The organism is Streptomyces sp. 15-116A (assembly GCF_025290915.1).
Taxonomy (GTDB): Bacteria; Actinomycetota; Actinomycetes; order Streptomycetales; family Streptomycetaceae; genus Streptomyces.
This window is the reverse complement of sequence record NZ_JAOCQE010000103.1, coordinates 1-20,340: the sequence shown is the minus strand read 5'-3', so window position 1 is coordinate 20,340 and position 20,340 is coordinate 1. Positions and strand designations below refer to the sequence as shown.

The following is a 20,340-nucleotide window of genomic DNA, read 5'->3' as shown; positions in this document are numbered from 1 at the left end:
CCCCCTCACTTCGCCCCCGGCCCGGTACGCCGGGTACGCTCACCGCCGTGCCACACGCTGATCAGTACCGAACCACCCAGAAGGGCCACCCCGTGACATATCCGGGACCGCCCCGTCCGGAACGGGTCTCCGCCACACCCCTCGCGGAGCTCGCCGGCCAGCTGGGTGCCGCCGTGCCGGAGCAGACCGCCGAGGTCACGGGCATCACCCACGACTCGCGCGCCGTCCGCCCCGGCGACCTGTACGCCGCCCTGCCGGGCGCCCGCGCGCACGGCGCCGACTTCGTCACCCAGGCCGCCGGCCTCGGTGCCGTCGCCGTGCTGACCGACCCGTCGGGCGCCGAACGCGTCGCGGCGACCGGCCTTCCGGTGCTGGTCGTCGACGACCCGCGCGGACAGATGGGCGAGCTGGCCGCCACCATCTACGGCCACCCGGGCCGCGACCTGCTCCAGATCGGCATCACCGGCACCTCGGGCAAGACCACCACCGCCTACCTCGTCGAGGGCGGTCTGAGGACCGTCCGCAGCACGGGCCTGATCGGCACCGTCGAGATGCGCATCGGCGACGAGCGCATCAAGTCCGAGCGCACCACACCCGAGGCCACCGACCTGCAGGCCCTGTTCGCCGTCATGCGCGAACGCGGCGTCGACGCGGTCGCCATGGAGGTCTCCAGCCACGCCCTGGTCCTCGGCCGGGTCGACGGCTGCGTCTTCGACATCGGCGTCTTCACCAACCTCAGCCCGGAACACATGGAGTTCCACTCCGACATGGAGGACTACTTCCGGGCCAAGGCACAGCTGTTCACCCCGGAACGCAGCAGGCTCGGCGTGGTCAACGCCGACGACGAGTACGGCCGCCGTCTCGTGAAGGAGGCCACGGTCCCGGTCGTGACCTTCTCCGCCGAGGGCCACCCGGACGCCGACTGGCGCGCCGAGGACGTCGAGGTCGGTCCGATGGACTCGACGTTCACCGTGATCGGCCCCAAGGGGGAGCGGATCTCCGCCCGCTCGCCGCTGCCGGGCCCGTTCAACGTGGCGAACACCCTCGCCGCGATCGTCGCCCTCGCCGCCGCCGGACTCGACCCGCAGTCCGCCGCCGCCGGTGTCGCCGCCGTACCGGGCGTGCCGGGCCGCCTGGAGCGGGTGGACGCCGGCCAGCCGTATCTCGCGGTCGTCGACTACGCCCACAAGACCGACGCTGTCGAATCGGTGCTGCGCGCCCTGCGCAAGGTCACCGAGGGCAAGGTGCACGTGGTGCTCGGCTGTGGCGGGGACCGGGACCAGACCAAGCGCGCGCCGATGGGCGCCGCCGCCGCGCGGCTCGCCGACACCGCCGTACTGACCTCCGACAACCCCCGCTCCGAGGACCCCCTCGCGATCCTCGCCACCATGCTCCAGGGCGCGGCCTCCGTGCCCGCCCACGAGCGCGGCGAGGTGCAGGTCTTCGAGGACCGGGCCGCCGCGATCGCCGCCGCCGTCGCCCGGGCACAGCCCGGCGACACCGTGCTGGTCGCCGGCAAGGGCCACGAGCAGGGGCAGGACATCGCCGGGGTGGTGCGTCCCTTCGACGACCGCCAGGTGCTTCGCGAAGCAATCCAGCAGACCCAGGGATGAACTTGTGATCGCCCTCTCCCTCGCCGAGATCGCAGAAGTCGTCGGCGGGCAGACGCACGACATACCGGATCCGTCCGTGATGGTCACCGGACCGGTCGTCCGTGACTCGCGGGAGGCGGGTCCGGGCAGCCTCTTCGTCGCCTTCGTCGGCGAACGCGCCGACGGCCACGACTTCGCGGCCGCGGTCGTCGAGGCGGGCGCCGCCGCCGTGCTCGCCTCCCGCCCGGTGGGCGTGCCCGCGATCGTCGTCGACGACGTGCAGGCCGCCCTCGGCGCCCTCGCCCGGCATGTCGTCAAGCGCCTCGGCGCCACCCTCATCGGGCTCACCGGCTCGGCCGGCAAGACCAGCACCAAGGACCTCATCGCCCAGGTGCTCCAGCGCAAGGCGCCGACCGTCTTCACCCCCGGCTCGCTCAACAACGAGATCGGCCTGCCGCTCACCGCGCTCACCGCCACCGAGGAGACCAAGTACCTCGTCCTGGAGATGGGCGCCCGCGGCATCGGCCACATCCGGTACCTCACCGAGCTGACCCCGCCGAGGATCGGCCTGGTCCTCAACGTGGGCTCCGCGCACATCGGCGAGTTCGGCGGCCGTGAGCAGATCGCCCAGGCCAAGGGCGAGCTCGTGGAGTCCCTTCCGCCCGCCGAGGACGGCGGCACGGCGATCCTCAACGCCGACGACCCCTACGTCCGGGCCATGGCGTCCCGTACGAAGGCGAAGGTGATCTTCTTCGGGGAGTCCGACGAAGCGGACGTTCGGGCCGAGAACGTGCGACTCACGGACACCGGACAGCCCTCCTTCAGGCTTCACACACCCTCCGGTGCAAGCGATGTGACCATGCGCCTGTACGGTGAGCACCACGTGTCGAACGCGCTCGCCGCGGCCGCCGTCGCCCACGAGTTGGGCATGTCCGCAGACGAGATCGCCCGCGCGCTCTCCGAGGCGGGCTCCCTCTCCCGCTGGCGGATGGAGGTCACCGAGCGCCCGGACGGCGTGACGGTCGTCAACGACGCCTACAACGCGAACCCCGAGTCGATGAAGGCCGCACTGCGTGCGCTGGCGGCCATCGGAAAGGGACGCCGTACGTGGGCGGTGCTCGGCAAGATGGCCGAGCTCGGGGACGAGGCGCTCGCCGAGCACGACGCGGTCGGACGGCTCGCCGTCCGGCTCAACGTCAGCAAGCTCGTCGCGGTCGGGGGCAGGGAAGCCGCCTGGCTGCAACTGGGCGCATATAACGAGGGTTCGTGGGGTGAGGAGTCGGTGCACGTGTCCGACGCACAGGCGGCGATCGACCTGTTGCGCAGCGAGCTGCGCCCGGGGGACGTCGTACTCGTGAAGGCGTCCCGTTCGGTCGGGCTCGAGAGTGTGGCGCAGGCGCTGCTCGAGACCGGTGCCGAGGGTGAGGTCGCCGCCCGATGATGAAGCAGATCCTGTTCGCAGGAGTCATTGGCCTCTTCCTGACGCTGATCGGCACCCCCCTGCTGATCAAACTCCTGGCCCGCAAGGGCTACGGCCAGTACATCCGCGACGACGGACCGCGCGAGCACGCCAGCAAGCGCGGTACGCCGACCATGGGTGGTATCGCCTTCATCCTGGCGACGGTCGCCGCCTATTTCCTGTCCAAGGTGATCACCGGCTACACCCCGACGTACTCGGGTCTGCTGGTGCTCGGCCTCATGGTCGGCATGGGCATGGTCGGCTTCCTGGACGACTACATCAAGATCGTCAAGCGGCGATCGCTGGGTCTGCGGGCCAAGGCGAAGATGGCCGGCCAGCTGATCGTCGGTATCGCCTTCGCCGTGCTCTCCCTGCAGTTCGCGGACGCCCGCGGACAGACCCCGGCCTCCACGAAGCTGTCGTTCATCACCGACTTCGGCTGGACGATCGGCCCGGTGCTGTTCGTCGTGTGGGCGCTGTTCATGATCCTCGCGATGTCCAACGGCGTGAACCTCACCGACGGTCTGGACGGTCTCGCCACCGGCGCCTCGGTCCTGGTCTTCGGCGCCTACACGTTCATCGGCGTCTGGCAGTTCCAGGAGTCCTGCGCCAACGGCGAGACTCTGACCAACCCCAACGCCTGCTTCGAGGTGCGCGACCCGCTCGACCTCGCCGTGGTCTCCTCCGCGCTGATGGGTGCCTGCCTGGGCTTCCTGTGGTGGAACACCTCACCGGCCAAGATCTTCATGGGTGACACCGGTTCGCTGGCGCTCGGCGGTGTGCTCGCCGGCCTCGCGATCTGCTCGCGCACCGAGCTGCTGCTCGCCATCCTCGGCGGCCTGTTCGTCCTCATCACCATGTCGGTGGTCATCCAGGTCGGCTCCTTCAAGCTGACCGGGAAGCGGGTCTTCCGGATGGCGCCGCTCCAGCATCACTTCGAACTCAAGGGCTGGTCCGAAGTCCTTGTGGTGGTCCGCTTCTGGATCATCCAGGGCATCTGTGTGATTGTCGGACTGGGCCTCTTCTATGCGGGATGGGCAGCGGAAAAGTGACCTCCTCGGAGCCCTTCGAGTTTCAGGGCAAGCACGTCACCGTCGCCGGGCTCGGCGTCTCCGGTGTCCCGGCGGCCAAGGTGCTGCACGGCCTCGGCGCGAAGGTCACCGTCGTCAACGACGGCGACGACGCACGCGCGCGTGAGCAGGCCGCCGGACTCGAGGCGCTCGGCATCACCGTGCGCCTCGGCGACGGCACAGCATCTGACAGCGGCTCCGCCGCGGGCCTGCCGGACGGCACCGAGCTGATCGTCACCGCCCCCGGCTGGAAGCCGGACAAGCCCCTGTTCGCCGCCGCCGAGCAGGCCGGCGTTCCCGTCTGGGGCGACGTCGAGCTGGCCTGGCGGCTGCGCGGCCCCGATGCCGCCCCCTGGCTCGCGGTCACCGGCACCAACGGCAAGACCACCACGGTCCAGATGCTCGCCTCCATCCTGAAGGCGGCCGGACTGCGCACCGCCGCCGTCGGCAACATCGGGGTCTCCCTGCTCGACGCGGTGCTCGGCGACGAGACGTACGACGTGCTCGCCGTGGAGCTGTCCAGCTACCAGCTGCACTGGGCGCCCTCGCTGCGCGCCCACTCCGCCGCCGTGCTCAACCTCGCCCCGGACCACCTCGACTGGCACGGCTCCATGGAGGCGTACGCGCGCGACAAGGGCCGTATCTACGAGGGCAATCGCATCGCCTGCGTCTACAACGTCGCCGACAAGGCGACCGAGGACCTGGTGCGCGAGGCCGACGTCGAGGAGGGCTGCCGCGCCATCGGCTTCACCCTCGGCACGCCCGGACCCTCCCAACTCGGCGTCGTGGACGACCTGCTGGTCGACCGCGCCTTCGTGGAGAACCGGCAGAAGAACGCCCAGGAGCTCGCCCAGGTCTCCGACGTCAACCCGCCGGCCCCGCACAACATCGCCAACGCCCTTGCCGCGGCGGCCCTCGCGCGCGCCTTCGGGGTGCCCGCCACGGCCGTGCGCGACGGGCTGCGGGCCTTCACGCCGGACGCCCACCGCATCGCGCACGTCGCCGATGTGGACGGCGTGGCCTACGTCGACGACTCCAAGGCCACCAACACCCATGCCGCACAAGCCTCGTTGGCGGCATACGAGAAGATTGTGTGGATTGCGGGCGGTCTGGCGAAGGGCGCGACCTTCGACGAACTGGTCGCCAAGTCGGCGAAGCGGCTGCGCGGTGCCGTGCTGATCGGCGCCGACCGCGCGCTGATCCGCGAAGCCCTCGCGCGACACGCGCCGGAAGTACCCGTCGTGGACCTCGAGCGGACCGACACTGGGGCGATGCTCCAGGCTGTCCAGGAGGCGAAGCGGCTCGCACGGCCCGGTGACACGGTCCTGCTGGCCCCCGCCTGCGCCTCGATGGACATGTTCGCCAACTACAACCGGCGCGGTGAGGCGTTCGCTGAGGCGGTGCGCGACCTCGGCGCCTGACCCGGCCCGCCCGCGCCGGGCGATTTTGGGAGGGACGCGTGGGAATGCCGACACGCCGTCCGGCGTACCGCGGAGGCCATGATGCCCAGTAGCCGTACCGGCCGTCCGCCCGTGCAGCGGGCCGCGCGCAGGCCCTCCCGCCCGCGCGCCCCCGAGAACCCGGCCCTCGGGCTGATCACGCGGCTGCGCCGGGCCTGGGACCGGCCGCTGACCGCGTACTACCTGATCCTCGGCGGCAGCGCGCTGATCATCGTGCTCGGTCTGGTGATGGTCTACTCGGCCTCCCAGATCACCGCGCTGCAGAAGTCGCTGCCCGGCTCGTACTTCTTCCGCAAGCAGCTGCTCGCCGCCGTGATCGGCGCCGTCCTGCTGCTGGTGGCCTCCCGGATGCCGGTCAGGCTGCACCGGGCGCTGGCCTACCCGATCCTCGCCGCCTCTGTCGGCCTGATGGCGCTGGTGCAGGTGCCGGGGATAGGAGTCGCGGTCAACGGCAACCAGAACTGGATCGCCGTCGGCGGCTCCTTCCAGCTCCAGCCCAGCGAGTTCGGCAAGCTCGCCCTCGTGCTGTGGGGCGCCGATCTGCTCGCCCGCAAACAGGACAAGCGGCTGCTGACCCAGTGGAAGCACCTGCTGGTACCGCTGGTCCCGGCCGCCTTCATGCTGCTCGGGCTGATCATGCTCGGCGGCGACATGGGCACCGCGATCATCGTCACGGCGATCCTGTTCGGCCTGCTGTGGCTGGCCGGCGCCCCCACGCGGCTGTTCGTCGGCGTGCTGTCCGTCGCCGCGCTCCTCGGCGCCCTGCTGATCCGCACCAGCCCCAACCGCATGGCGCGCCTCGCCTGCCTCGGCGCCACCGAACCCCAGTCGGGGCCGGTGGACTGCTGGCAGGCCGTGCACGGGATCTACGCCCTCGCCTCCGGCGGGATCTTCGGATCCGGGCTCGGTGCGAGTGTGGAGAAATGGGGCCAACTCCCGGAAGCCCACACCGACTTCATCTTCGCCGTCACCGGTGAGGAACTGGGCCTCGCGGGGACGCTGTCGGTACTCGCTCTCTTCGCGGCTCTAGGCTATGCGGGTATCCGCGTGGCCGGACGCACGGAGGACCCCTTCGTGAGGTATGCCGCGGGAGGCGTGACCACCTGGATCACGGCCCAGGCCGTGATCAACATCGGTGCGGTGCTCGGTCTGCTGCCGATCGCCGGTGTCCCGCTCCCGCTGTTCTCCTACGGGGGATCCGCCTTGTTGCCGACCATGTTCGCCATCGGGCTGCTGATCGCCTTCGCGCGTGACGAGCCCGCTGCGCGGGCGGCGCTTGCGATGCGGCAACCCCGCTTTGGTAGAAAGCGGAACGGGGGTTCACAGCGGCCCCGGAGATGGAACACGATGCGACGGCGCGCCACGGCGGCGCGTACGTCCGGAGAGCGGTGAATTTCGGTGCATGTCGTACTCGCCGGCGGAGGAACCGCGGGCCACATCGAGCCCGCGCTCGCCCTCGCGGACGCCCTGCGCAGGCAGGATCCGACCGTGGGCATCACGGCCCTGGGCACGGAGCGCGGCCTCGAGACACGTCTCGTACCCGAGCGCGGGTACGAACTGGCGCTGATCCCCGCCGTACCGCTGCCACGCAAGCCCACCCCCGAGCTGATCACGGTCCCGGGCCGGCTGCGCGGCACCATCAAGGCCACCGAGCAGATCCTGGAGCGCACCAAGGCGGACGTCGTGGTCGGCTTCGGCGGCTATGTCGCCCTGCCCGGCTATCTCGCCGCCAAGCGGCTCGGGGTGCCGATCGTGGTCCACGAGGCCAACGCCCGCCCGGGCCTGGCCAACAAGATCGGCTCCCGGTACGCGGCCCAGGTCGCCGTCTCCACGCCCGACAGCAAGCTGCGCAACGCGCGTTACGTCGGCATCCCGCTGCGCCGCTCCATCGCCACCCTCGACCGGGCCGCGATGCGCCCCGAGGCGCGCGCCGCGTTCGGCCTGGACCCCAACCTGCCCACGCTGCTGGTCACCGGCGGCTCGCAGGGCGCCCGCCGGCTCAACGAGGTCGTCCAGCAGGTCGCGCCCTGGCTCCAGCAGGCCGGCATCCAGATCCTGCACGCGGTCGGCCCGAAGAACGAACTGCCGCAGGTGCACCAGATGCCGGGAATGCCCCCGTACATCCCGGTAAGTTACCTGGACCGGATGGACCTCGCGTACGCCGCGGCCGACATGATGCTCTGCCGCGCGGGCGCGATGACCGTCGCCGAACTCTCCGCCGTCGGACTCCCGGCCGCCTATGTCCCGCTGCCCATCGGCAACGGCGAACAGCGGCTCAACGCCCAGCCGGTGGTCAAGGCCGGCGGCGGACTGCTGGTCGACGACGCGGACCTCACCCCGCAGTGGGTGCAGCAGAACGTCCTGCCCGTGCTGGCCGACCCGCACCGGCTGTACGAGATGTCCCGCGCCGCCGCCGAGTTCGGCCGCCGGGACGCCGACGAACTGCTCGTCGGCATGGTGTACGAGGCGATCGCCGCCCGTGCGCATCGCTAGGGGCGTATGACGAAGGGCAGGAACGGTGGCCGGATCGACGACCGAAGAGCGCACGCCGCGCGGTGAACGCCGGCAGGAGTCGTCCGGCCCGCCGCCCGTACGGCGCCTCGGGCGGCGGCACCTTCGTGTGATCGTCGTTCTGGCCATCGCCCTCGCCTTCGCCGGCAGCGGCGCCTTCTGGCTGTTGTACGGCTCGGACCTGGTCCGCGCCGAGAAGGTCTCCGTCTCCGGCACCCGGATCCTCACGCCCGCGCAGGTGCGCGAGGCGGCCGACGTGCCCCTCGGGGAGCCGTTGATTTCCGTGGACACCGATGCGATCGCGTCGCGTCTCAGCCGGAAATTGCCCCGAATTGACACGGTAGATGTGGACCGTTCCTGGCCCCACGGAATCGCGCTGAAAGTGACGGAGCGCACTCCGGTTCTTCTTGTCCAAAAGGGCGGAAAGTTCATCGAAGTGGACGACGAAGGTGTCCGTTTCGCCACGGTTTCTCGGGCGCCCAAAGGTGTTCCCGCTCTGGAATTGGCCGTCTCCCGAACGGGTTCCGCCGCCCCGAGCCTGCGCCGCTTCGGCGAGGAGCGTCTGGTGCGCGAGGCGGTACGCGTCGCCCGCGCCGTACCGGCCGCCGTCGCGCAGACCACCCGCAGCGTCAAGGTCCGTTCCTACGACGCCATCTCGCTGGAGCTGAAGGACGGCCGCACGGTCGACTGGGGCAGCGGTGAACAGGGCGCCGCCAAGGGCCGTACTCTCACCGCGCTGATGAAAGCGGCGCCCGGTGCGCGGCACTTCGACGTCAGCGTTCCCACCGCCCCTGCCTCTTCAGGGAGTTGACGGGCATCAGCGCAGGCCAGCACCCTGGTTGGGCAGCGCTACGCCTGATCACATAGGGTGAAAAGAAAAACGGGAGGTTCGGCGTGTTCGTTGAACGTGCGCCACTTGTCGACTTAGTGTCCTGTTCAGAAGACTCCAGGGAACAGACACACTGGTAACCCTAAACTTCAACGTTAGGGTTCGGGTCGGCGATACGGACCGTCCCATTCGGCATCAGTCGTCGGATCGCGGCAACGCCGTGAGGCGACGACACGTAACTCGAGGCGAGAGGCCTTCGACGTGGCAGCACCGCAGAACTACCTCGCAGTCATCAAAGTCATCGGTGTCGGCGGCGGTGGTGTCAATGCCATCAACCGGATGATCGAGGTCGGTCTCAAGGGCGTCGAGTTCATCGCCATCAACACCGACGCGCAAGCTCTGTTGATGAGCGACGCCGACGTCAAGCTGGACGTCGGCCGCGAACTCACCCGCGGACTCGGCGCCGGAGCCAACCCGGCCGTCGGCCGCAAGGCCGCCGAGGACCACCGCGAGGAGATCGAGGAGGTCCTCAAGGGGGCCGACATGGTCTTCGTGACAGCCGGTGAAGGCGGCGGCACCGGCACCGGCGGCGCGCCCGTCGTGGCCAACATCGCCCGCTCGCTCGGTGCCCTCACCATCGGTGTGGTCACGCGCCCGTTCACCTTCGAGGGACGGCGCCGCGCCAACCAGGCCGAGGACGGCATCGCCGAGCTCCGCGAAGAGGTCGACACCCTCATCGTCATCCCCAACGACCGGCTGCTGTCCATCTCGGACCGCCAGGTCTCCGTCCTCGACGCCTTCAAGTCGGCGGACCAGGTCCTGCTCTCCGGTGTCCAGGGCATCACCGACCTCATCACCACGCCCGGTCTGATCAACCTCGACTTCGCCGACGTCAAGTCGGTCATGTCCGAGGCCGGTTCGGCCCTCATGGGCATCGGCTCGGCCCGCGGCGACGACCGCGCGGTGGCCGCCGCCGAGATGGCGATCTCCTCGCCGCTCCTGGAGGCGTCCATCGACGGCGCCCGGGGCGTGCTGCTGTCCATCTCTGGCGGCTCCGACCTCGGCCTGTTCGAGATCAACGAGGCCGCCCAGCTGGTCAGTGAGGCCGCCCACCCCGAGGCCAACATCATCTTCGGCGCGGTCATCGACGACGCCCTCGGCGACGAGGTCCGGGTCACCGTGATCGCGGCCGGCTTCGACGGGGGCCAGCCGCCCTCCCGCCGCGAGAACGTGATCGGCTCGACCTCCGCCAAGCGCGAGGAGCCGACCCCGGCGCGGCCCTCCGAGAGCCGCCCGTCCTTCGGCTCGCTCGGCAGCGTCACGCCGAAGGAGGAGGCGGAGCCCGTCGCCCCGGAGCCCGTGGCCGACCTGCCGACCGCCCCGCCGCCGGTCCCGCCGTCGCGGACCTACGCGGACAGCGCGGCCGAGGAACTGGACGTACCGGACTTCCTGAAGTGATAGGACAGCGCGGACACGTGAGCGGCGCGCACTTCGCCTTCACCGACCGGTGGGGCGGGGTGAGCGCCGCTCCGTATGAGGAGCTCAACCTCGGCGGCGCGGTCGGCGACGACCCCGACGCCGTACGCACCAACCGTGAACTCGCCGCGAAATCCCTCGGGGTGGACCCGGCCCGGGTGGTGTGGATGAACCAGGTGCACGGCGCCGGCGTGACCGTCGTCGACGAACCCTGGGGCGAGCGCCCGGTTCCCGAGGTCGACGCGATCGTCACCGCGCGGCGCGGACTCACGCTCGCTGTGCTGACCGCCGACTGCGTACCGGTGCTGCTCGCCGACCCGGTGGCCGGTGTCGCCGCCGCAGCCCACGCGGGACGGCCCGGTCTGGTCGCCGGGGTGGTCCCCGCCGCCGTACGCGCCATGACCGAACTCGGCGCCGACCCCGCCCGGATCGTCGCCCGCACCGGACCCGCCGTGTGCGGCCGCTGCTACGAGGTGCCGGAGGCGATGCGCGCCGAGGTGGCCGCCGCCGAACCGGCGGCGCACGCCGAGACGAGCTGGGGCACACCCGCGGTCGACGTCAGCGCCGGAGTGCACGCCCAGCTCGAACGGCTCGGGGTGCGCGACCGGGAGCAGACGCCGGTGTGCACGCTGGAGTCGGACGATCACTTCTCGTACCGCCGCGACCGCACCACCGGTCGGCTCGCGGGCTATGTGTGGCTGGACTGATGGGGCATGACGGGACGTAAGGACGAACTCGCCGCGAATCTGGCGAGAGTGGAGGAGCGGATCGCCGCCGCGTGCGCCGCCGCCGGACGCGCGCGCGAGGAGGTCACCCTCATCGTGGTGACCAAGACCTTCCCGGCGAGCGATGTGCGGATGCTGTCGGAACTCGGTGTGCGCCATGTCGCCGAGAACCGCGACCAGGACGCCGCTCCCAAGGCCGCCGCGTGCTCGGATCTGCCGCTCTCCTGGCACTTCGTCGGTCAGCTCCAGACCAACAAGGTGCGCTCCGTGGTCGGTTACGCCGATGTCGTGCAGTCCGTCGACCGCGCCCGGCTGGTCACCGCGCTGTCCAAGGAGGCCGCGCGGGCCGGGCGCGAGGTGGGCTGCCTCGTGCAGGTCGCCCTCGACGCCGGGGTCAGCGGCCGGGGCGAGCGCGGCGGCGTCGCGCCCGACGGCATCGCGGAGTTGGCCGACCTGATCGCGCGCTCCGAGGGTCTGCGGCTCGACGGACTGATGACCGTCGCGCCGCTCACCGGGGAGTACGCGGGACGCGAACGGGCGGCCTTCGAGCGGTTGATGGATTTGTCGACCGACCTGCGCAGGAACCATCCGGCTGCGAACATGGTCTCTGCGGGGATGAGTGCGGACCTCGAACAGGCCGTTGCCGCCGGAGCGACACATGTGCGCGTCGGCAGTGCGGTACTCGGAGTCCGCCCCAGGCTCGGGTAACGTCGCCAAGAAGTCGGACCACAGCAGAAAATATGGTCATTGCCGCCGAAAGGCGGACATGAAGACCACGTGGATCGCGGGCACTTGGCGGTCGTCAGCGAATCCACCACAGAGCGGAGGACTCAGAGCATGGCCGGCGCGATGCGCAAGATGGCGGTCTACCTCGGCCTCGTGGAGGACGATGGTTACGACGGCCGCGGATTCGACCCAGACGACGACTTCGAACCGGAACTCGACCCGGAGCCCGAGCGGGACCACCGGCGGCACGAACCGTCCCACCAGTCCCACGGGTCGCACAGTGCGCACAGCGCACATGGTGCACATCAGTCTCAAAGGGGCGAAGAGGTGCGCATCGTGCAGCCGCCCGCGCCCCGCGAACCGGTGGCCCGAGCCGCTTCGCTTCCCGCGGAATCCGCCCGGCCCGCACGCATCGCGCCCGTGGCGTCCATCACACAAGAACGCGCAAACCTGGAGAAGAACGCACCGGTGATCATGCCCAAGGTCGTGTCGGAACGAGAGCCTTACCGGATCACCACGCTTCACCCGCGGACCTACAACGAGGCCCGTACCATCGGGGAACACTTCCGTGAAGGCACCCCGGTGATCATGAATCTGACTGAGATGGATGACACAGACGCCAAGCGACTTGTCGACTTTGCGGCCGGTTTGGTGTTTGGTCTTCACGGCAGCATCGAGCGGGTGACGCAGAAGGTGTTCCTGTTGTCGCCTGCTAACGTCGATGTCACGGCGGAGGACAAGGCCCGCATCGCAGAGGGCGGGTTCTTCAACCAGAGCTGAAGACGCAGGACCGGACAGAGCAGTGCACAGGGGAGAGGGAAAAGAAAGCCATGAGCGTGTTCGCGCAGGTGATCTACATCGCGCTGATGGTGTTCCTCATCGTGCTCATCTTCCGTCTGGTCATGGACTACGTCTTCCAGTTCGCCCGCTCGTGGCAACCCGGCAAGGCGATGGTGGTCGTCCTGGAGGCCACCTACACTGTCACCGATCCACCGCTGAAGCTTCTGCGGCGGTTCATCCCGCCGCTGCGTCTCGGGGGCGTGGCGCTCGACCTGTCCTTCTTCGTACTGATGATCATCGTCTACATCCTGATCTCGATCGTGGGCAATCTCGCGAGGTGACTGTGGACGATACGGTCTTGCCGACTGCCGATGACTACGTTGAGGTGAAGAGATGCCGTTGACCCCCGAGGACGTGCGGAACAAGCAGTTCACGACCGTCCGCCTCCGAGAAGGCTATGACGAGGACGAGGTCGATGCCTTCCTCGACGAGGTCGAAGCCGAACTGACGCGCCTGCTGCGCGAGAACGAGGACCTGCGCGCCAAGCTGGCCGCGGCCACGCGCGCCGCCGCGCAGAACCAGCAGAACATGCGCAAGCCCCCGGAGCAGCAGGACCAGCAGGGCCCGCCGCAGGGCATGCCCCAGCAGGGCATGCGAGGTCCGGGCGCTCCGGTGCCCGCCGGGATATCGGGCCCGCCGCAGCAGCAGATGGGTGGCCCCATGGGTGGCCCGCCCCAGCTGCCGAGCGGTGCTCCCCAGCTGCCCGCCGGCCCCGGCGGTCAGGGCGGCCCGCAGGGTCCCGGCCCCATGGGTCAGGGTCCCGGGCCGATGGGCCAGGGCGGCCCGATGCAGGGGCAGATGGGCCCCGGCGGCCCGATGGGCGGCCCCATGGGCGGCCCCGGTCTTCCCGGACAGGGCCCCGGCGGCGACAGCGCCGCGCGCGTGCTGTCGCTGGCCCAGCAGACCGCCGACCAGGCGATCGCGGAGGCCCGCAGCGAGGCCAACAAGATCGTGGGCGAGGCGCGTTCGCGTGCCGAGGGTCTCGAGCGGGACGCCCGCGCCAAGGCCGACGCCCTGGAGCGGGACGCGCAGGAGAAGCACCGCGTCGCGATGGGCTCCCTGGAGTCCGCCCGCGCCACGCTGGAGCGCAAGGTCGAGGACCTGCGCGGCTTCGAGCGCGAGTACCGCACGCGACTGAAGTCCTACCTGGAGTCGCAGCTGCGTCAGCTGGAGACCCAGGCGGACGACTCGCTCGCCCCGCCGCGTCAGGCGCCGTCCGCGCCGTCGCTGCCGCCGTCCCCGGCGCCGTCCATGGCGTCCGCCGGTGCGGGTGCGCCGTCCTACGGCGGCAACCAGACGATGGGCGGCGGCCCCGGCGGCCAGTCCGGCCCATCCTACGGCGGTCAGCAGCAGATGCAGCCGGCGATGACCCAGCCGATGGCGCCGGTGCGGCCGCAGGGGCCGTCGCCAATGGGGCAGGCTCCCTCGCCGATGCGGGGCTTTCTGATCGACGAGGACGACAACTGAGGGCACGTGCCCTTGTGGGCTTGAGTACGGCGTAGTAGTCGGCAGCGTTCAGGGCGGGGCCCCGGGTGAGAATCCGGGGCCCCGCCCTTTTGCTGCGCCGGCTGTTCGAGGGTGGGGTGTGTGTCCTACGGACACAACGCCGAAGGCCCGGGGCCACCATGATTTTTGGTGGGCCCGGGCCTTCGGTGCCTAGGCGTCTGCCTTAGCAGGTTGTTCGGCGGGTGCGGGTGCGTTGTGGCTTGTCGCGCAGTTCCCCGCGCCCCTGAGGGGGCGTTATGCCTTGCGGAGTTGGAAAGTCAGGGACAGGCCCTCGTCCGTGAACGGGGTGCCATAGGTGGTGTCCGCCTCGCCCTGGGCGAAGTCCGTGGCCAGGACCTCCTCGGCGATCAGGGCCGAGTGTTCGGTGAGGGCCGCGGTCGTTGCCTCGTCCGTCGCCGTCCAGCGCAGGGCGATGCGGTCCGCGACGTCCAGGCCGCTGTTCTTGCGGGCCTCCTGGATCAGGCGGATCGCGTCGCGGGCCAGGCCCGCCCGGCGGAGCTCCTCCGTGATCTCCAGGTCCAGGGCGACCGTCGCGCCGGAGTCCGACGCCACCGACCAGCCCTCGCGCGGGGTCTCCGTGATGATGACCTCGTCCGGGGCGAGAGTGATCGTCTCACCGTCGACCTCCACCGACGCCGTGCCCTCGCGCAGCGCGAGCGACAGCGCGGCGGCGTCCGCGTTCGCGATGGCCTTCGCCACATCCTGGACGCGCTTGCCGAACCGCTTGCCCAACGCGCGGAAGTTGGCCTTCGCGGTGGTGTCCACCAGCGAGCCGCCCACCTCGGACAGGGACGCCAGCGACTCGACGTTCAGCTCCTCGGTGATCTGCGTGTGCAACTCGGGGTCGAGGGCGTCGAAACCGCCTGCCGCGATCAGCGCGCGCTTCAGCGGCTGGCGGGTCTTGACGCCCGACTCCGCGCGCGTGGCACGGCCCAGCTCCACCAGGCGGCGCACCAGCACCATCTGCCTCGACAGTTCCGGGTCGATCGCGGACAGGTCCGGCTCCGGCCAGGAGGACAGGTGCACCGACTCCGGGGCGCCCGGGGTGACCGGGACGATCAGGTCCTGCCACACCCGCTCGGTGATGAACGGGGTCAGCGGGGCCATGAGCTTCGTCACGGTCTCCACGACCTCGTGCAGCGTGCGCAGCGCGGCCTTGTCGCCCTGCCAGAAGCGGCGGCGCGAGCGGCGGACGTACCAGTTGGACAGGTCGTCGACGAACGCGGACAGCAGCTTGCCGGCGCGCTGGGTGTCGTAGCCCTCCAGCGCCTGGGTCACCTGGTCGGTCAGCGCGTGCAGCTCGGACAGCAGCCAGCGGTCGAGCAGCGGGCGGTCGGCCGGGGCCGGGTCCGCCGCGGACGGGGCCCAGCCGGACGTACGGGCGTACAGGGCCTGGAAGGCGACCGTGTTCCAGTACGTGAGGAGCGTCTTGCGGACGACCTCCTGGATCGTGCCGTGGCCCACCCGGCGCGCCGCCCACGGCGAGCCGCCGGCCGCCATGAACCAGCGGACCGCGTCCGCGCCGTGCTGATCCATCAGCGGGATCGGCTGCAGGATGTTGCCCAGGTGCTTGGACATCTTGCGGCCGTCCTCGGCGAGGATGTGACCGAGGCACACGACGTTCTCGTACGACGACTTGTCGAAGACCAGCGTGCCGACGGCCATCAGCGTGTAGAACCAGCCGCGGGTCTGGTCGATCGCCTCCGAGATGAACTGCGCCGGGTAGCGGGACTCGAAGAGCTCCTTGTTCTTGTACGGGTAGCCCCACTGCGCGAAGGGCATCGAGCCCGAGTCGTACCAGGCGTCGATCACCTCCGGCACGCGCGTGGCCGTCTTCTGGCACCGGGGGCAGGCGAAGGTGACCTCGTCGATGTACGGGCGGTGCGGGTCGAGGGCCGACTGGTCCGTGCCGGTCAGCTCGGTGAGCTCCGCGCGGGAGCCGACAACCGTGAGGTGGTCGTCCTCGCAGCGCCAGATCGGCAGCGGGGTGCCCCAGTAGCGGTTGCGGGACAGCGCCCAGTCGATGTTGTTGTTCAGCCAGTCGCCGAACCGGCCGTGCTTGACCGTGTCCGGGAACCAGTTGGTGTTCTCGTTCTCCTCGAGGAGACGGTCCTTGATCGCGGTGGTGCGGATGTACCAGGACGGCTGCGCGTAGTACAGCAGCGCGGTGTGGCAGCGCCAGCAGTGCGGGTAGCTGTGCTCGTACGGGATGTGCCGGAAGAGCAGGCCGCGCTCGTCGAGGTCGGCCGTGAGCTTCTCGTCGGCCTTCTTGAAGAAGACGCCGCCGACCAGGGGCACGTCCTCGGCGAAGGTGCCGTCGGGGCGGACCGGGTTGACGACCGGCAGGCCGTAGGCGCGGCAGACCTTGAGGTCGTCCTCACCGAAGGCGGGGGACTGGTGGACCAGACCCGTACCGTCCTCGGTGGTCACGTACTCGGCGTTGACCACGAAGTGCGCCGGCTCGGGGAACTCGACCAGCTCGAAGGGGCGCTGGTAGGTCCAGCGCTCCATCTCGGCGCCGGTGAAGGTCTGGCCGGTGCTCTCCCAGCCCTCGCCGAGGGCCTTGGCGAGCAGCGGCTCGGCGACGACCAGCTTCTCCTCGCCGTTCGTGGCGACGACGTAGGTGACCTCGGGGTGCGCGGCGACGGCCGTGTTGGAGACCAGGGTCCAGGGGGTCGTCGTCCACACGAGCAGGGCGGCCTCGCCGGCCAGCGGGCCGGAGGTGAGGGGGAAGCGGACGTAGACGGAGGGGTCGACGACCGTCTCGTAGCCCTGGGCCAGCTCGTGGTCGGACAGGCCGGTGCCGCAGCGGGGGCACCAGGGGGCGACGCGGTGGTCCTGGACGAGGAGGCCCTTGTTGAAGATCTCCTTCAGCGACCACCAGACCGACTCGATGTACTCGGGCTCCATGGTCACGTACGCCTCGTCGAGGTCGACCCAGTAGCCCATGCGGGTCGTCAGCTCGGAGAACGCGTCGGTGTGGCGCAGCACGGACTCGCGGCACTTGGCGTTGAACTCGGCGATGCCGTACGCCTCGATGTCCTTCTTGCCGGAGAAGCCCAGCTCCTTCTCCACCGCCAGCTCCACGGGCAGGCCGTGGCAGTCCCAGCCGGCCTTGCGGGCCACGTGGTAGCCGCGCATGGTGCGGAAGCGGGGGAAGACGTCCTTGAAGACGCGGGCCTCGATGTGGTGGGCGCCGGGCATGCCGTTGGCGGTGGGCGGGCCCTCGTAGAAGACCCACTCCGGGCGGCCCTCGGACTGCTCCAGGCTCTTGGCGAAGATCTTCTGCTCACGCCAGAACTCGAGCACCGCGTGCTCGAGGGCGGGCAGGTCGACCTGGGCGGGTACCTGGCGGTACGTCGGCGTTGTCATCAGCGCGCTTCCTCCGGCGGACTTGCTGCCTTCCGTCCGGAGGGACGAGAGCCGTGTCTTTCCGTACGCCGGTGTCGGCGCGCTCCCGCGGTACCACCCTCCTTGGCCCCCCGGTGCGTCGTGTGCGCCGGTGAGCCCCCTCATTGGGGTCGCGATACCGGTTCTACTCGCCGCGGGCTCCAAACGGGGGTCTTTGCGGCTTTCTTCCGGCGGCTCCGGGGTGATCTTCACGTCGCGCTCACCCCCGGGCTCACACCGTCCCCGGGTCGCTCTGGGCTGCGTACGCCGCTACTCGTCCCCATCCACGCTTTTCGCTCCGCCCAGTGTACGGCGCGGCGGGGACGGCGGCCGACCGGTTTTCCCGGGTGGCATGCCCCGAATGGGGTGCTCGGGGTGTTCGGGTCCAGCGGCGTGCGGTTCGTCGGCATACCCGGCGGGGAGCTGGGCACAACGCATGCAGGTTCGCCGCGCGGCGTCCGCGGGGCGAGGGAATCGGGCGGTGTGCCCCGTTGCCGCGGGACTCAAGTCGATTTATCGTCCCAGCACGATTCGCGCGCAAGATCACAATATGTGAAGGGGCCCGGCCATGGTGGCGAAGAAGACCGCCGACCAGCAGTCGGCGTCCGGCAGGCCCGGACCCGCGCGGGGCGGTGGGGCCGAGGGGGTGGGTGGGAAGAGAAGCACACGGGCTGCGCCTGTGGACGCGGCGACGCTGACGGTGACGGAGAGGCCGACGCGGACCGCTGCCGCGGGAGCGGCGACGGGGAAGCCGGCGGTCGGTGGCGGGGCGTCCCGCAAGTCGGCGGCGGGGGCCAGGAAGTCCGCGTCCAGGGCGGCGGCCGCGAAGAACGGCGTACCGAAGGACACCACGGGGAAGACCCCGGCGAAGGTGTCGGCCCGCAAGACGGCGGCGGCCGAGGGCGCGGCGTCCGGGCGCGGGGGCACCGGTACGAGGAGCACCGCCGCCGAGGAGGCGGCGGGCAAGAAGGACACGGGCGGGAAGAAGACCGCAGGCAGGAAGGGGGGCGGGGGCACCGGGCAGCAGGGGGCGGCCGGTGAGGCGGCCGCTGGCCGGAAGGCCGGGGCCGCGAGTGGGACGGCGGCCGTCGGTGAGAAGGCTGCCGCCGGCCACAAGGCGACCGTCGAGAGGAAGGCCGGCACCAGGTCTGCGGCACGGAAGACCGACGCGAGCAAGGAGGCTGCGGGCGCGCAGCGGGCTCCGGGCGGGAAGGCCGTGGCGAAGAAGGCGGGAGCGGGGGAGGAGGGTGCCGTTGGCGCGCGGGTGGCCGGCGAGGAGAAGAGCGCCCGCGGGAAAGCCGCCGGTGACAAGACGGCCGCGGCTCGGAAGGCCGCGGCAAGGACGTCGGCTTCGGGCGAGGAGGGGGCCGCGGGTAAGGAGACCTCTGCCAAGAGGGATACGGCCCAGGCGGGGGCCCCGGACAAGGCAGCCTCCGGCAAGGGGGGCGCGGTCGAGGAGGCGGTGTCGGGCAAGGCGGCCTCCGGTACGGGGGGCGCCGCCGAGGAGACGGCCGCGGTTAAGGAGACCTCTGCCAAGAGGGACACGGCCCAGGCGGGGGCCCCGGACAAGGCAGCCTCCGGCAAGGGGGGCGCGGTCGAGGAGGCGGTGTCGGGCAAGGCAGGCTCAGGCAAGAGGGCCGCGGCCAAGGAGACGGCCGCGGGTAAGGCGGCCTCCGGCAAGGGGGGCGCGGTCGAGGAGGCGGTGTCGGGCAAGGCAGGCTCCGGCAAGAGGGGCGCAGCCAAGGAGACGGCCGTGGGTAAGGCGGCCTCCGGCGCGAAGGGTGCGGTCGAGGAGGTGGGCACCGGCGAGAAGGCCGGGGCCGAGGAAGCCGCCCCCGGCGAGGAGGGCGCAGCCAAGGGCAGGGCTGCCGGCACGAAGGGATCGGCCAGGAAGGCGCCCGGGAAGAAGGCCGCCGCCAGGAAGGGCACCGGCAAGAAGACCTCCGCCAAGAAGGGCGCCGTCCGTGCGGAAGGTGCCGGTGGGGCGGAGGGCGTGGGGCGCGGGGAGACACAGGACATGGCCGGGCGTGGCGCGGCCACTGGCGCGGGGGCGGCCGAGGCCGCACCGCAGACGGGAGCGACGACGGTGGGTGCGAAGAAGACTCCTGGCACGGCCACGGCGGCGAAGACGACCGCCGTACCCAAGGCACGGATCGCCGCGGCGGAGCCCGGCGATCTCGCGGTGCGCCCGGGCGAGGAGCCCTGGACACCGGGAGAGGTCGAGGAGGCCAGGAATGAACTGATGGCCGAGGTGCTGCGGCTGCGCGAGGAGATCAGCTCGTCCGAGCAGTCGCTGGCCGGCCTGATGCGGGACTCCGGCGACGGCGCGGGCGACGACCAGGCCGACACCGGCACCAAGAACATCACCCGTGAGCACGAGCTGGCCCTCGCCGCCAACGCGCGCGAGATGCTCACCCAGTCCGAGCGCGCCCTGCAACGCCTGGACTCCGGCACCTACGGCCTGTGCGAGAACTGCGGGAACGCCATCGGCAAGGCCCGCATGCAGGCCTTCCCCAGGGCCACCCTCTGCGTCGAGTGCAAGCAGAAGCAGGAGCGCCGGTACTGACCGGCCGACGTGCCGTACCCTCGTCCTCAGTCAAGCACCTAGGGCTGAGGGACACACGTGGCAGAGGCGGAGCGCATCATCGGTACGCCGGACACCCCGGACGCGGACCGGGACGGGCAGGAGCGGGCCGACGCCGACGGGGCCGACGCGCGTGCGGCCGAGGCCCCGGCCGGCGGGTCCGGCACCGAGG

16 protein-coding genes and 1 pseudogene are annotated in these 20,340 nt (G+C 70.8%); 15 read left to right on the top strand and 2 right to left on the bottom strand.

Translation table 11 applies throughout. From position 1 onward, the window contains the following. Nucleotides 1-92 precede the first annotated feature (92 nt). From N4P33_RS18325 to N4P33_RS18265, 13 genes are all read left to right on the top strand, one after another. A complete protein-coding gene (locus N4P33_RS18325) occupies nt 93-1,613 on the top strand; it encodes a UDP-N-acetylmuramoyl-L-alanyl-D-glutamate--2,6-diaminopimelate ligase (protein ID WP_260827703.1) in 1,521 nt (506 codons plus the stop codon). Between the two features lie 4 nt (nt 1,614-1,617). Continuing rightward, entirely contained in the window at nt 1,618-3,033 is a 1,416-nt protein-coding gene (gene murF, locus N4P33_RS18320) for a UDP-N-acetylmuramoyl-tripeptide--D-alanyl-D-alanine ligase (RefSeq protein WP_260827699.1), read from the top strand. Further along, nucleotides 3,033-4,103, top strand: coding sequence for a phospho-N-acetylmuramoyl-pentapeptide-transferase (gene mraY / locus N4P33_RS18315; protein WP_260827702.1), 1,071 nt, complete (start codon nt 3,033-3,035; stop codon nt 4,101-4,103). Before murF ends, mraY begins: the two co-directional genes overlap by 1 nt. Next, entirely contained in the window at nt 4,085-5,542 is a 1,458-nt protein-coding gene (murD, locus tag N4P33_RS18310) for a UDP-N-acetylmuramoyl-L-alanine--D-glutamate ligase (RefSeq protein WP_260827698.1), read from the top strand. The genes mraY and murD overlap by 19 nt, the downstream gene beginning before the upstream one ends. A gap of 81 nt (nt 5,543-5,623) precedes the next feature. Continuing rightward, entirely contained in the window at nt 5,624-6,973 is a 1,350-nt protein-coding gene (gene ftsW, locus N4P33_RS18305) for a putative lipid II flippase FtsW (protein ID WP_260827701.1), read from the top strand. 6 nt (nt 6,974-6,979) lie between these two features. Then, the gene (gene murG / locus N4P33_RS18300; protein WP_260827697.1) at nt 6,980-8,074 is read left to right on the top strand and encodes an undecaprenyldiphospho-muramoylpentapeptide beta-N-acetylglucosaminyltransferase; all 1,095 of its coding nucleotides are present in this window, start codon (nt 6,980-6,982) and stop codon (nt 8,072-8,074) included. A 25-nt stretch (nt 8,075-8,099) separates the two neighbouring features. Beyond that, nucleotides 8,100-8,903 (top strand): cell division protein FtsQ/DivIB, encoded by an 804-nt coding sequence (locus N4P33_RS18295; protein ID WP_260827696.1) that lies wholly within the window; start codon nt 8,100-8,102, stop codon nt 8,901-8,903. A gap of 279 nt (nt 8,904-9,182) precedes the next feature. Next, nucleotides 9,183-10,379, top strand: coding sequence for a cell division protein FtsZ (gene ftsZ / locus N4P33_RS18290; RefSeq protein WP_260827695.1), 1,197 nt, complete (start codon nt 9,183-9,185; stop codon nt 10,377-10,379). Next, nucleotides 10,376-11,104, top strand: a complete 729-nt coding sequence (pgeF, locus tag N4P33_RS18285) for a peptidoglycan editing factor PgeF (RefSeq protein ID WP_260827694.1) — start codon at nt 10,376-10,378, stop codon at nt 11,102-11,104. Before ftsZ ends, pgeF begins: the two co-directional genes overlap by 4 nt. A gap of 6 nt (nt 11,105-11,110) precedes the next feature. Next, entirely contained in the window at nt 11,111-11,830 is a 720-nt protein-coding gene (locus tag N4P33_RS18280; RefSeq protein WP_260827693.1) for a YggS family pyridoxal phosphate-dependent enzyme, read from the top strand. A 129-nt stretch (nt 11,831-11,959) separates the two neighbouring features. Beyond that, on the top strand, nt 11,960-12,628 hold the full coding sequence (gene sepF, locus N4P33_RS18275; RefSeq protein ID WP_260827692.1) for a cell division protein SepF: 669 nt from the start codon (nt 11,960-11,962) through the stop codon (nt 12,626-12,628). A gap of 50 nt (nt 12,629-12,678) precedes the next feature. Continuing rightward, nucleotides 12,679-12,969, top strand: a complete 291-nt coding sequence (locus tag N4P33_RS18270; protein WP_004932337.1) for a YggT family protein — start codon at nt 12,679-12,681, stop codon at nt 12,967-12,969. 52 nt (nt 12,970-13,021) lie between these two features. Then, complete coding sequence (locus N4P33_RS18265; RefSeq protein WP_260827691.1) at nt 13,022-14,155, top strand: DivIVA domain-containing protein; 1,134 nt, start codon at nt 13,022-13,024, stop codon at nt 14,153-14,155. A 273-nt stretch (nt 14,156-14,428) separates the two neighbouring features. On the opposite strand, the gene ileS is transcribed toward N4P33_RS18265, so the two are convergent. Further along, nucleotides 14,429-17,566, bottom strand: coding sequence for an isoleucine--tRNA ligase (gene ileS, locus N4P33_RS18260; RefSeq protein WP_260827690.1), 3,138 nt, complete (start codon nt 17,564-17,566; stop codon nt 14,429-14,431). A gap of 561 nt (nt 17,567-18,127) precedes the next feature. Continuing rightward, the gene (locus tag N4P33_RS18255) at nt 18,128-18,469 is read right to left on the bottom strand and encodes a hypothetical protein (RefSeq protein ID WP_260827689.1); all 342 of its coding nucleotides are present in this window, start codon (nt 18,467-18,469) and stop codon (nt 18,128-18,130) included. Here N4P33_RS18255 and N4P33_RS18250 point away from each other — a divergent pair. Then, nucleotides 18,456-20,150, top strand: a complete 1,695-nt coding sequence (locus tag N4P33_RS18250; protein WP_313904539.1) for a TraR/DksA C4-type zinc finger protein — start codon at nt 18,456-18,458, stop codon at nt 20,148-20,150. The two genes, N4P33_RS18255 and N4P33_RS18250, sit on opposite strands and share 14 nt — an antisense overlap. Before the next feature lie 57 nt (nt 20,151-20,207). Continuing rightward, a pseudogene (locus N4P33_RS18245) lies at nt 20,208-20,340 on the top strand (signal peptidase II); the annotation flags it as partial.

Excerpts from the sequence above, each read along its gene's own strand:
- N4P33_RS18265 (WP_260827691.1), top strand. The coding sequence starts at position 13,022 with ATGCCGTTGACCCCCGAGGACGTGCGGAACAAGCAGTTCACGACCGTC.
- murD (WP_260827698.1), top strand. The coding sequence starts at position 4,085 with ATGGGCAGCGGAAAAGTGACCTCCTCGGAGCCCTTCGAGTTTCAGGGC.
- mraY (WP_260827702.1), top strand. The coding sequence starts at position 3,033 with ATGAAGCAGATCCTGTTCGCAGGAGTCATTGGCCTCTTCCTGACGCTG.
- N4P33_RS18280 (WP_260827693.1), top strand. The coding sequence starts at position 11,111 with ATGACGGGACGTAAGGACGAACTCGCCGCGAATCTGGCGAGAGTGGAG.
- ileS (WP_260827690.1), bottom strand. The coding sequence starts at position 17,566 with ATGACAACGCCGACGTACCGCCAGGTACCCGCCCAGGTCGACCTGCCC.
- ftsW (WP_260827701.1), top strand. The coding sequence starts at position 5,624 with ATGCCCAGTAGCCGTACCGGCCGTCCGCCCGTGCAGCGGGCCGCGCGC.
- sepF (WP_260827692.1), top strand. The coding sequence starts at position 11,960 with ATGGCCGGCGCGATGCGCAAGATGGCGGTCTACCTCGGCCTCGTGGAG.
- N4P33_RS18270 (WP_004932337.1), top strand. The coding sequence starts at position 12,679 with ATGAGCGTGTTCGCGCAGGTGATCTACATCGCGCTGATGGTGTTCCTC.